This window comes from Pectobacterium aroidearum (genome assembly GCF_015689195.1).
GTDB classification, from domain to species: domain Bacteria; phylum Pseudomonadota; class Gammaproteobacteria; order Enterobacterales; family Enterobacteriaceae; genus Pectobacterium; species Pectobacterium aroidearum.
Map to the genome: position 1 here is coordinate 2,457,582 of NZ_CP065044.1, position 12,318 is coordinate 2,469,899.

10 protein-coding genes are annotated in these 12,318 nt (G+C 51.6%); 4 read left to right on the forward strand and 6 right to left on the reverse strand.

Annotated features, from left to right (window positions below; translation table 11 throughout):
* Nucleotides 1-99: 99 nt before the first annotated feature.
* On the forward strand, nucleotides 100-564 hold the full coding sequence (locus I2D83_RS11045; RefSeq protein WP_180777328.1) for an SgcJ/EcaC family oxidoreductase: 465 nt from the start codon (nucleotides 100-102) through the stop codon (nucleotides 562-564).
* A 96-nt stretch (nucleotides 565-660) separates the two neighbouring features.
* Here the strand turns inward: I2D83_RS11045 and add are convergent, their stop codons facing one another.
* From add to manA, 4 genes are all read right to left on the reverse strand, one after another.
* Nucleotides 661-1,674 (reverse strand): adenosine deaminase, encoded by a 1,014-nt coding sequence (gene add / locus I2D83_RS11050; protein ID WP_205948094.1) that lies wholly within the window; start codon nucleotides 1,672-1,674, stop codon nucleotides 661-663.
* A 120-nt stretch (nucleotides 1,675-1,794) separates the two neighbouring features.
* Nucleotides 1,795-2,772 (reverse strand): bile acid:sodium symporter, encoded by a 978-nt coding sequence (locus I2D83_RS11055; RefSeq protein ID WP_205948095.1) that lies wholly within the window; start codon nucleotides 2,770-2,772, stop codon nucleotides 1,795-1,797.
* A gap of 100 nt (nucleotides 2,773-2,872) precedes the next feature.
* Nucleotides 2,873-4,423 (reverse strand): YdgA family protein, encoded by a 1,551-nt coding sequence (locus tag I2D83_RS11060; protein WP_205948096.1) that lies wholly within the window; start codon nucleotides 4,421-4,423, stop codon nucleotides 2,873-2,875.
* Nucleotides 4,424-4,511: 88 nt separating this feature from the next.
* Nucleotides 4,512-5,684, reverse strand: a complete 1,173-nt coding sequence (gene manA, locus I2D83_RS11065; RefSeq protein WP_205948097.1) for a mannose-6-phosphate isomerase — start codon at nucleotides 5,682-5,684, stop codon at nucleotides 4,512-4,514.
* Between the two features lie 239 nt (nucleotides 5,685-5,923).
* Here manA and fumC point away from each other — a divergent pair, with 239 nt between their 5' ends.
* Nucleotides 5,924-7,321, forward strand: coding sequence for a class II fumarate hydratase (fumC, locus tag I2D83_RS11070; protein WP_205948098.1), 1,398 nt, complete (start codon nucleotides 5,924-5,926; stop codon nucleotides 7,319-7,321).
* A gap of 57 nt (nucleotides 7,322-7,378) precedes the next feature.
* On the opposite strand, the gene tus is transcribed toward fumC, so the two are convergent.
* Entirely contained in the window at nucleotides 7,379-8,314 is a 936-nt protein-coding gene (gene tus, locus I2D83_RS11075) for a DNA replication terminus site-binding protein (RefSeq protein ID WP_205948099.1), read from the reverse strand.
* A 170-nt stretch (nucleotides 8,315-8,484) separates the two neighbouring features.
* Nucleotides 8,485-9,753 carry an MFS transporter gene (locus tag I2D83_RS11080; protein ID WP_205948100.1) on the reverse strand — a complete coding sequence of 423 codons (1,269 nt, stop codon included), beginning with the start codon at nucleotides 9,751-9,753 and terminating at the stop codon, nucleotides 8,485-8,487.
* A 114-nt stretch (nucleotides 9,754-9,867) separates the two neighbouring features.
* Between I2D83_RS11080 and I2D83_RS11085 the strand changes: the two genes are divergently transcribed.
* Both I2D83_RS11085 and mlc read left to right on the forward strand, forming a co-directional pair.
* Nucleotides 9,868-10,764 carry a LysR family transcriptional regulator gene (locus I2D83_RS11085; RefSeq protein ID WP_015840277.1) on the forward strand — a complete coding sequence of 299 codons (897 nt, stop codon included), beginning with the start codon at nucleotides 9,868-9,870 and terminating at the stop codon, nucleotides 10,762-10,764.
* Nucleotides 10,765-11,064: 300 nt separating this feature from the next.
* A complete protein-coding gene (gene mlc, locus I2D83_RS11090; RefSeq protein ID WP_015840278.1) occupies nucleotides 11,065-12,282 on the forward strand; it encodes a sugar metabolism global transcriptional regulator Mlc in 1,218 nt (405 codons plus the stop codon).
* The last annotated feature ends 36 nt before the right edge of the window (nucleotides 12,283-12,318 follow it).

The following is a 12,318-nucleotide window of genomic DNA, read 5'->3' on the forward strand; positions in this document are numbered from 1 at the left end:
TTTCGATCCGTTACGTTATAACGAGTGTGGCTCATCGAGAGACGTTATCGATAGAGCAGGACGCAGTTAACGATAATTATTAGTTGAGATCGAATGAATATGTTAAAAAAAACGGTGTTAACTTTCGCGATGTTAGGGACGTTGGCCTCCGCATCTGTGCAGGCGGCTCAGAGTACCGAGTGTGTGAAAACCAGTAAAAAAGAGATTGCATCGTTATTTGACCGTTGGAATGCATCGTTACAAACAGGGGATGCGAAGAAAGTTAATAAAAACTATGCGTCGGATGCCGTTTTGTTGCCGACACTATCGGGTAAACCGCGTACAACTGACGCGGAGCGCATTGATTACTTCGAGCACTTTCTGGCGAAAAAGCCGGTAGGTAAGATTGATACCAGCACGATCCGTATTGGCTGTAATGACGCTATCGATACCGGAACATACACGTTCAGGTTTGGTGATGGGAGTGAAGCGAAGGCACGTTACACTTATACCTACATCTGGGACGTGAAGCAGAAACAGTGGCTGATTAGTTCACACCATTCCTCGGCGACCCCGAACGACTGATATCTGTGACTCGTTGGAAACAAAATCATGTCAAACGGCTAACAAAAGTTAGCCATTTTTTCGTGAGTTTTGGCTCGGCGTGACGATACGACGCTATCAGGCTGTGCCACGTTTACGCAGTACCTTTTCACGCAGTTGCTGCTTTTCCTGCTCGCTGATAAACGCAATGTTCAGGCCGTTTTCCTGTGCTTTACGCGTTTCTACCGCTGTCAGGCCAGCAAGTGGGGCGGCAATCTCATATTCATGGCGGATTTCTATGCCTTGAACCGCCGGATCGTCCGTATTGATGGTGGCGGGGATTTCATAGCGCAGGAAGTGGACGAGCGGATGTTTATCCAGCGATTCCACCGTGCTGGTCTGAATGTTGGAGGTCAGGCAAGATTCAATCCCGATCCCGTTTTCTGCCATATGTGTCATCAGGTGAGGATCGATAATGGCAGTCACGCCGTGTCCGATTCGCTCGGCACCCAGATGAGTAATCGCCTGCCAGATACTTTCCGGACCGGCTGCTTCACCGGCGTGAACCGTGATGTGCCAGCCGGCATCGCGCGCCTGTCGGAAATGAGAAGTGAATAGCGCACCAGGGTGCCCCAGTTCATCGCCAGCCAGATCGAGTGCGACGATACGGTCACGCTGGGACAGCAACGCGTCCAGCTCTTGCTGGCACGCCTCAGTGCCGAAGGTGCGGCTCATGATGCCAATCAGGCGAATGTCGGTATCGAAATCACGGCAGCCGGCGGTAATACCGTCGATCACCGCTTCCACCACGCCAGCAACCGGAAGCTTATGGTTCATCGCCATATAGTAGGGAGAGAAACGCAGTTCGGCGTAATCCAGCCCGGCTTTCACGGCATCTTCAACGTTCTCGTAAGCGACGCGGCGACAGGCGTCCAGTGAACCGAGCACGGCCACGCCCCAGTCAAGTTTTTGTAAAAAACTCACCAGATCAGGTTCATTTTTGGTGACCTGAACGTGAGGGCGAAGCGCCTCAAGATCGCGGGCGGGTAACGCTACATTGTACTGGTGTCCTAGCTCCAGAATACTCTGGGCGCGGATATTGCCATCCAAATGGCGGTGGATATCCGTCAATGGCAGGAGTAAATCGATCATAATATTATTGTCTGATTACTGTTTTTCATACGACAAAGTATAAAAAGAAATCGTGGTAAATAGCCAATTGTTACCGCCGAAACGCGACTCCCTGAGCAATCATTGAGCAAAAACAAACGCCTATCGCTTTTCCTGCCTAGAGTTACACGCGTTCAGCTTAGGAATAACCCGGATATAAATAAGCTCGCTGAGTAGCTCCACTAACGTTTGGCTGACGATGACCGCAGGAAGTAGCGGTAGCGCACCGGGTATAGCCAGCGCTAATGGCAAGATAACCAGAGAATTACGCGTGCTGGCGCTAAAGGCTACGGCGCGTCCGCCAGTGGAGTCCAACCGGAAAACGCGGCCAGTGAACCAACCGAGTAGCGGTGCCAGCAGCGCGAAGAGTAGATAAAATGGCACTGCGAGCAACACCGATGCCCAAGTGGCGCGCAGTTGTGGAATCACCGCAGCCACTACGACAAATAGTACCAGCGCGGTAGCCGGAACGGGGAAATAGCCCAATGCATCCGCAAAGACTGTCATCGTACGTTGGCGTGCTGCCAGCCATTGCAGAATCGCCGCCAGCGCTAAAGGCACGGCAATCAACCAGATAAACGCATCGATAAAAGGCGCGAAGACGATGAGTCCGGCGGCATCATGGCCGAGAAACAGCGTCAGGTAGAAGGGCAAGGCCAACATTTGCAGCAACAGTAAAATAGGCGTTGCGGCCAACAGACGGGCGGCATCGGCACGACCCAGATGCGCGAATGTTACGACGTAGTCAATACACGGCGCGAGTAACACCAGTATGATGCCCAGCTTGACCAGCGGTTCGGCAGGAAGAAAGGGTAACAGCGCCGCAACCAGTAAGGGGATCACGATGAAATTGGCAACGAGCAGTGCGCCGATGAATCTGACCTGAGTGAGGCTTTTTCCGATCGTAGTCAGCGGAACTTGCAGAAACGTGACAAACAGCATCAGCGCCAGCGCCGGATTAATCACGACATCCCACTGCTCCGTTCCTGGCAGCATCATGGCCGTTGCTACCGCTGCAATCACGGCAACAAAGTAGATTGCCGCCTGATGAGATTCCAAAAAGGGTTTTAACGCAGACATGGTGTCATCTCGACATCAAACTGAATAAGCGGGCAGAAAAAACGGTGGCTGCAAGTGCGGCCACCGTGTGTTTTAGCACGTAGTCTTACCGTGTACGGGCTTATTGTGCCGGTGGCGTGACGGGTTCTTCCTGTGCGCCAGGCAGTGATTCTTCACCTTGTTCCGTTGGAACGGAGAAATAAGGGGCGATGAAATCGGCCAGTGCTATTTTGTTGCCGTTGAAGTCAATTTGACCTTCGGCATAGTGCAGCGAGCTGGTAATCGCGTTGTCTTTGGTGACGCTCAGTTGGTTCATTTGACCGATGTCTGCCATCATCTTCGCTTGTTGCTGCGCCATTTCTGTCGCCTGCTTTTGCTCTTCATCGTTAGCTGGTTTTGGTCCTGCCTGTACCATTAATTCTGTCAGCATATCCAAAGGCACATTGAGCTTGGCATCGAGTTTTTTGACGGACTGACGAATGATTTTTTCTTCGTCAGATACCGCTGATTCAGCGGCTTTATCCGTGCTTTGCAAGGGATCGGTTAAATCCAGCGCCAGTGTGAACGTTCCTTCACCTTTGCTGTTTTTCCAACTGATCGGGGAGATAGCAATGTTCGGGTTGCCTTTCAACAGCTGCGGCAGGTATTGCAGAACAGACATAACAACTTCGTGCTGATACGTGTCGGGATCCATGGCGGCCGGATCCTGCAACAGCTTCTGCACTTTTTCCTGATAGGCGGTGAGGAATTGCTTGGTGCCCGCGCCATCAAGCTGTGAGATAGACATGTTTACGTTACCCGACCCCAGATTGCGGTCGCCGATGATTAACGAACCCAGCGTCACAGCCATGTTGCCCGCTAGATTTTTGTCATCTTCCGTTGCGCTACTTTTTAAAGAAAAATCGTTCAACGTAACGGGTTCGCCACCTTCTACGGTAAACGTCATCGCTTTAAGAGACAGTGCGCCATCGCCTAAATCAAGATCGAATTTGCCTTTTTGATTGGTTCCTTTGATGGAGAAATCGGTGACATCGACATTCTCTGTCTGGCCCCAGGCATTTTTCCTTTCCATCTTCACGCTGCTGATGGTGGTATCCAGCTTGCTGCTACGCAAATCGTGCCCGATATCCAGTAGCGCTTCCGCACCGCTGAAAGAAAACTTTTGTTCTGGTGACTGATGGTCGATAGGAGCCAACGTAATGAGTGACTGAGTATCCCCGCTGTAGGCGACGCGAGTTTCGGACGTAAAGAACGGTTTATCTTTAGTCAAATCAAACCATGCTTTGACGGCCGGCGTGTTGGCTAACTCGGTATGGACAGAGGCCATTGCCGGAATGAGGTTGAATTTCTTGAGCTGTGCCAGCGGGAACGGTCCGTGAGACACGGTTTCGTTGAAAACGAGTTCTTCACCGGGCGCCAGGAACTGTGCGCCTTTTGCCGAGCCGTCTGCCTGCAAAACATAGGCCAGAGTACTAGTGAATACGCCGCCCTGATAGTCGCGATAGACTACTTTCAATCCGGCGTTCGGGTAGTTTTGCTTGAGTTTAGTATTCAGCATATCGGTAAAACCATCAATCTGCTGAGCTACCTGCTTGCCGGTGTACCAGGATGCGCCGGTCCAGACGGCACCCAGAGCAACAATAACGCCTACGGTGACTAACGACTTTTTCATTTTTATTCATCCTTTAGTAAAAAAATGCGCGTTTTCAACGCGAAACGCTGGCAGCTTACCCATAGGTAGCCGCCGCGTATAGAACAAGTTATCGGTTAAATACGCGAGCGAGACGCCCCTGTCCCTCAACAGTTATCGGTGACTCACTGGCGGAAATAAAGCAGGATTCTCCCGGACGTAGCGAGAGTCGCTGCTCATTTTTTTGCAGGACGGCGTGGCCGTCAACACAAAATACAATCGCGGCACTGTTCTGGCTGAGCGTTTGCGGGCTCTGCGTCAGTTCGTGCAGCGAAAAAGCAAAATCATCAACAGGGATCGGGAAGCTGAATTCATGGCCTTGGCGGAGTGGCGTCGTCAGCAATTGGTTGGCGGGTTTGGCCTCAAACACGACATTATCCAGCAGTTCTGGAATATCAATGTATTTCGGCGTTAGCCCAGCGCGCAGCACGTTATCCGAGTTTGCCATGACTTCTAATGCCACGCCTTTCAGATAGGCATGCGGTGTTTGAGCAAACAGGAACATGGCTTCGCCAGGCTGAAGCGTGATGACGTTTAGCAACAGCGGGGAGAATAACCCGCTGTCATCAGAATAGTATTGGGTAATCGCGCGAATGGTCGCCCAGGGTTCGTCATTCTGGCTGTTTAGCGCAGCCTTCAACACACCGAGCGCCCGCGATTTTTGCTCACCTTCCATGCTTAGCAGATTGGTGAACAGCATGGCGAGGTTCTTCGCGTCGGGCTGTTGTAAAAACGCAGTGATTGACGGATGTGCGCTGGCAACTGGCTCCAGCAAGCGTACAATTTCAGATAATTCTCGGAACCCGTTCATCGCTTGAAAAGGCGTTAATGCATAGACCAGTTCCGGTTTGTGATTGGCATCTTTGTAGTTTCTTTCGGCCGCATCTAACGGGATGCCTGCTGCATTTTCTTTCGCAAACCCTTGTTCTGCCGATGCTTTACTTGGGTGAACTTGAATGGAAAGCGGCTGTTCCGCGCACAAAACCTTAAACAAAAAGGGCAGTTCGCCGAAACGTTGTGCAATCGTTGCACCAAGATGCGTCGTTGCGTCTTCGGCAATCACGTCCCGCAGGTTACGGGTGTTGCCTTTTTCATCAATAATCGCAGAGCTACTTTTAGGATGGGCGCCCATCCACAGTTCTGCCATCGGTAAATTATTAGGATTATCAATGCTGTATAGCTCGGTTAAAGCGTTTTTGCTGCCCCAGGCGTAGTGCTGGATACAGTTAAGCATTTTTTGCATGTCGGCTTCCTGCTATTACATTAATTGTTAATTTCTGTGATGCTGGCTGTTAATTACCTGAGTGATTATGAATACACTGCATCTTCTTCGCTTCATGGTAATGTTTTATGTAGCGTGATACCAGACAGTGTTAGTAGACCAATAAGTGTTATCAGGCCAGTGAGTGTCATCAGAATAGGCCCAGCGATGTGATCCAATGTCTTCTACTAGTTGAATGTGTTTTTTAAGGAGGAAAGGTAATGAGCACGACGCGTAGTGAAAAAGACTCAATGGGACCGATTGATGTTCCTGCTGAACGTTTGTGGGGCGCACAAACGCAGCGCTCGCTGGAACACTTCCGTATTTCTGAAGAGAAAATGCCACGTGCGCTGATTTATGCGTTGGCGCAAACCAAGCGTGCGGCGGCTCGCGTCAACATGGATCTCACGCTTCTGCCTGCCGAACGGGGAAATGCGATTATTCAGGCGGCGGACGAAGTGTTGGCAGGCAAGCATGCCGGGGAGTTCCCGTTAGCGATTTGGCAGACGGGGTCGGGCACGCAAAGCAATATGAATATGAACGAGGTGTTGGCTAACCGCGCCAGTGAGCTGCTGGGAGGAGAGCGGGGCAACAATCGACTGGTGCATCCCAATGATGATGTCAACAAAAGTCAGAGTTCTAACGACGTATTCCCCACGGCGATGCATGTCGCGGCCGTGGTCGCGCTCAACGAACATCTGATTCCTGAATTGAAGGCGCTGCACGCCACGCTGGCGTCGAAGGCTGAGCAGTTTAAGGATATCGTCAAGATTGGCCGTACGCATCTACAGGATGCGACGCCGCTGACGCTGGGGCAGGAAATCTCCGGCTGGGCCGCGATGTTGCAACATAACCTGAAACATATCGAAAATAGCGTGCCGCACATTTGCGAGCTGGCGCTGGGCGGTACTGCCGTCGGTACGGGGCTCAACACGCACCCAGAGTATGCGGTGCGTGTGGCGGCGGAACTGGCGAAACTCACCGGTCAGCCGTTTGTGACGTCACCGAATAAATTCGAAGCGCTGGCGACCTGCGATGCGTTGGTTCACGGGCACGGAGCCTTGAAGGGGCTTGCTGCTTCGTTGATGAAGATTGCCAACGATGTTCGCTGGCTGGCTTCTGGCCCGCGCTGTGGTATCGGCGAACTGAGTATTCCTGAAAACGAACCAGGCAGTTCCATCATGCCGGGCAAGGTCAATCCAACCCAGTGTGAAGCGCTGACGATGCTGTGTTGTCAGGTGATGGGCAATGACGTTGCGGTGAATATCGGTGGGGCATCCGGTAATTTTGAGCTGAACGTGTATCGCCCTATGGTGATTCATAACTTCCTGCAATCGATTCGCCTGCTGGCTGATGGCATGAAGAGCTTTGATGAGCACTGTGCGGTAGGTATCGAACCGAATCGCGATCGCATCAATCAGTTGTTGAACGAATCGTTAATGCTGGTAACCGCGCTGAATACGCACATTGGCTATGACAAAGCGGCAGAAATTGCCAAAAAAGCGCACAAAGAAGGGCTGACGCTGAAGGCCTCTGCGCTCAAACTGAACTACCTAACCGAAGCGCAGTTTGATGAGTGGGTCCGGCCGGAAGATATGGTCGGCAGCCTGAAAAAGTAATGTAGTTCGCGCGTTATCCTGTAGCCTGCTGGTGTGGATCAGCAGGCTTTTTCTTTTTCATTCCGGCGCATCGGTATACAGATGCAAACGCGGAATGAGCAGACGAAGTTCGGCCGCTTTGGGTTTGTGCTTATGCTTGATGTTGTTGGCGTCATAAGGATTGAGTTCACCGATAATTGGTACGTCGCCGCCGGACTCCTGCTGGCAAAGCACAAGCAGGGGGGATGGGCAGGGATGCTGAACCTGTTTCTGCTGTTCGGGATACCACACGCGTGCGATGGGCTGTACTTTCACCGGCCGTTTGATCTTCAAGACGGCGTCTTCCGGCAGCGGTAATACCGCGTCAATCTCCTGCTCGATATGCTCAATCCACTGCGCTTTGGTGTATGGTGCTGTATGTTTTGCTGCATTCCGACTTTTTGTCAGTTGCTCCAGCAGTTCCCCACGTGTCATATTTTTGATGACGTGCTTATTCGCCCAGCCAAAACGGACTGAGGCAGGGTTCGTTAGGAGCGTCAACGAACGGTAAGCACTCAGCGTAATTAAGCCTTTCAAATGCGTGTGGACGAACTCAAAGCGCTGTTCCGGTTCCAGACCAGACTCGACGGTGATGATCTGCTCCAGCTCTTTTTTCAGCGCGTTGATTTCCGTGATAAGCGATTGTGCCTGCTGATATTGTGTGGCGTTGACGGAAAAACAGAGGGCTCCGGGTAAGCGAATCGCGCTTTTACTGCTGAGCGTTTCCGGATAGTGGTGAATGAACAAACGCTGAAAGTGCGCTAACCCTTTATCACGCGCGTCTTGCCCGACGTACTGTGTTACGGCGATATGCTCGATAGGATCGTGCTCCGTTCCTTTTTCCACAGGGGGAAGGGAATAGACGCGACCTGCCAGCAGTCGATAGTCGGCAAACTGTTGTTGCATTACGGCAAGTTTCTTTTCTAACGTTTGGAAACAGCGGTTCATGCGATCGATTAGCGTGTAGCGATTCATCAATAAGCTCACTTTAGTTACAACATACTTATCTTTATACTAACAAACATACGCATCAGCAACTGTGGATACCATCATTTTTAGCAGGGCTGGTAGGGCTGTATAAGGGGAGTGAACAGGAGCAGTCTGGAGTTTACCCAGACTCAGGTAAACTCCGGTAAGAAAGGTGTTTAAAGCCGTTTTTTGAGTATCAGGCTGACTCCCAGCGCGAGCAGTAAGAGTGCGCTCAGAAATACGGTGATGCCCGTCCAGCCAAATGAATGCCAGAATAATCCCCCGAGCGTACCAGCCAGGCTCGATCCAAGATAGTAAGAAAAGAGATACATGGATGACGCCTGACCTTTCGCGCGCCGTGCCCGTTGGCCAATCCAACTGCTGGCTACCGAGTGTGCTGCGAAGAAGCCAGCGGTAAAGAGCATCATCCCACCAAAGATAGCAAATACCGGCGTCAGTGCCGTTATTCCCAGACCTGTCAGCATCAGGAGGATAGAAATGCTGAGTACGGGGCCGCGTCCGTAGCGAGCCGTTAATGCTCCGGCTTTTGGCGAACTGTAACTTCCAGTGAGATAAACCACGGAAAGTAAGCCAACTACCGCCTGACTGAGTAAATACGGTGAGGCTAACAGCCGATATCCAATGTAGTTAAACAGAGTAACGAACGCGCCCATCAGTAAAAATCCCTGAAGGAACAGCAGCGGTAACCCCGCATCGCGCCAGTGCAGTTTGCTATTCAGCAGCAGCGTTTTCGGTCGTAGCGATCCGGGGCGGAAATGGCGGGATTCGGGCAGAATACGCCAGAAGGTTATCGCCGCAATGAGCGCCAGTACGCCGATCGTGCCGATGGCAACTCGCCACGGGAAATAGTCCGTCAAGACGCCGCTCACCAGACGTCCGCTCATACCGCCAATCGAGTTGCCGCTGATATATAACCCCATCGAGAACGCCAGCACGCTGGGATGAATTTCTTCACTCAGGTAGCTCATGGCGACCGCCGCGACGCCGCTTAGTGACAGACCAATCATCGCCCGCATGATCAATATGCCGTTCCAGCTGGTCATAAATGCGCAAATCACGGTACAGAGCGCAGCCAGCATCAAAGAGACGACCATGACATTCTTACGACCGATGGTGTCGGAGAGCGGGCCGGTGAACAGTAGCCCAAACGCCAGCATTACCGTCGATACGGAAAGCGACAAGCTACTGGTAGCTGGCGAAATACCGAAATCCTGAGAGAGCACAGGCAGCAAGGGCTGAACACAATACAGCAGCGCAAACGTCGCTAATCCGGCAGAAAACAGCGCCAGCGTGACGCGCATAAATTGTGGCGTACCACGAGCAATATAAGGCATTTTTCCCGAAGTTCTCAGGGCAATATCATCCGCATCGTCGGCCGTAGAAAGGGGCCAGTCGTTCGGTGCAGAAGATGGCAGGTTACTCACAATAATTCCTTACCGGAAAAGGTAAATCAGGCGTAAAACAACAGTAGGACGATCATAGAAGAGTGATATTATTTTGTATAATATATTAATAATCATGATTGATACGTTTAAAGTATGAGTATCGAACTACGTCACCTTCGCTATTTTATTGCGGTCGCTGAAGAGCTGCATTTTGGTCGAGCCGCAGAAAGATTACGCATTTCACAGCCGCCACTGAGCCAGCAGATTCAAATTCTGGAGGAGCAGGTGGGAGCGAAACTGCTGGCGCGCAATAACCGTAATGTCCAGCTTACCCCGGCGGGCGAGATGTTCCTGAAAGAAGCCTGGTCGATTATCAGCCAGGTTGATCAGGCGGCTGAGCGAGCGTCCCGCATTCAACGCGGCGAAATTGGGGAATTAACGATTGGTTTTACCTCGTCCGCGCCGTTTATCAAAAAGATCTCCAGCAGCCTGCTGCGCTTTCGTCAAACGTACCCGGAAGTGCATATTCAGATGATGGAGCTCAACACCAAGCAGCAAATTGAACCGCTGCTGAACGGTAAGCTCGATATCGGCATTATGCGCAATAACCCGCTGCCGGACGCGCTGGATCATCAGTTGTTATTACGTGAACCGCTGATTGCCGTCGTGCAGGAATCCCATCCCTTAGCTCAGCAGGCCGCTGGGCGGGCAATCAATATCACACAGTTGGCGAATGAACCGTTCGTTTTCTTCTCTCGTGCGGTGGGAACCGCACTGTATGACGACACGCTGACGTTGCTGAAACGCTATGGCATCAGCCCCTACATTACGCAAGAAGTGGGCGAGGCGATGACTATCGTCGGGCTGGTGTCGGCGGGGTTAGGCGTATCCATTTTGCCGGCATCGTTTTTGCGTATTCGGGTCGATGGCGTGAAATATTTGCTGCTGGAAGAAGAAGACGCCACAACGGAAGTCTGGCTGGTTACCGCGCGGCACCATCCGCAAAGTGCGGCGGCAAAAATGCTAATGTCGCTGATGTTGGGCGGATAATCGTTAAAATATGCGGGCTAAATCACATAACGAATCAAATATTTGACGAGTTTAGTGAAAAGCCCCACCATACCCGCAGTTTTTTTATTTTGCAGCGTGAAAAATAGTCATACCGCAATAATAAAGATAAATTTTTCAACAGCAGTGCCAGATATACCCTAAATAATTCGGGGTGCAGGAAGGCGGCAAGGGAAGGAATCCCGATGAGCTTACTCAGGTAAGTGATTCGGGTGACTGACTGAAGCCAACGCACATGCAGCTTGAAGTATGACGGGTATATAATGAGTAGGAGCCAGGTTTGTGATATCCGACGGTCAACCAGGACACATCGATCAAATCAAACAAATGAATGCCGGCGCGGTGTATCGGCTGATCGATAAGTACGGCCCGATATCACGTATCGAACTGTCCAAACGCGCTCAGCTCGCGCCCGCCAGTATTACCAAAATCGTCCGCGAACTGCTGGAAGCCCATCTGGTGCAGGAAACCGAATACCAGGATGTGGGTAGCAGGGGGCGTCCTGCTATCGGGCTGATCCTGGATACCGAAGCCTGGCACTATCTTTCCGCCCGCATCAGCCACAATAGTATTTCCTTGGCGTTGCGCGATCTCAGCAGCAAGCTGGTTGTAGAAGAAGATATCCCGCTTCCCGCAGAAGCGCCGCAACCGCTGCTTGATCGTATTTTGAATGAAATCGACCAGTTTTTTATTCGTCACCAGAAACGACTGGAGCGATTAACCGCAATCGCGATTACCGCGCCGGGCATGATTGACGCCAACAAGGGCGTTATTCACCGCATGCCGTTCTATGACGTTGAGGAAATGGCGATTGGCCCGGCGCTGGAACAGCGTACGGGGCTACCCGTGTATTTGCAGCACGATATTTGTGCCTGGACGATGGCCGAAGCGTTATACGGCGCGGCGCGCGATTGTCAAAATGTCATTCAGGTGGTAATCGACCATAACGTTGGCGCAGGTGTGATTACCGGCGGACGCATCCTGCACGCGAGAAGCCGGAATCTGGTTGAAATCGGGCATACGCAGGTCGATCCCTATGGTAAACGTTGCTATTGCGGCAATCACGGCTGTCTGGAAACGGTCGCCAGCACGGAAAATATGCTGGAGTTAGCGCAGCAGCGCATGAATACATCCATGAGTTCGCTCCTGCATGGTTCACCGCTTAACGTTGAGAATCTGTGTGATGCGGCGCTCAAAGGCGATCAATTAGCCAAAGATATCATCAACGATGTCGGCAATAACGTAGGCCGAATTGTTGCCATCATGGTGAATCTCTTCAACCCCGATAAAATTCTGGTGGGTTCCCCCCTGAATAAAGCGGCCAGCATTTTGCACCCCGCCATTTTAGGCTGCATTCAACAGCAGTCATTCCCACCCTATAGCCATAACATTCAGGTAGAAGCGACCCAGTTCTACAATCAGGGGACGATGCCCGGTGCAGCATTGGTAAAAGACGCTCTCTATAACGGATCGCTGCTGGTTAAACTACTACAGGGATAACCAGAAAGGCGTAGAGCAACAAAACATTGCGCTAAC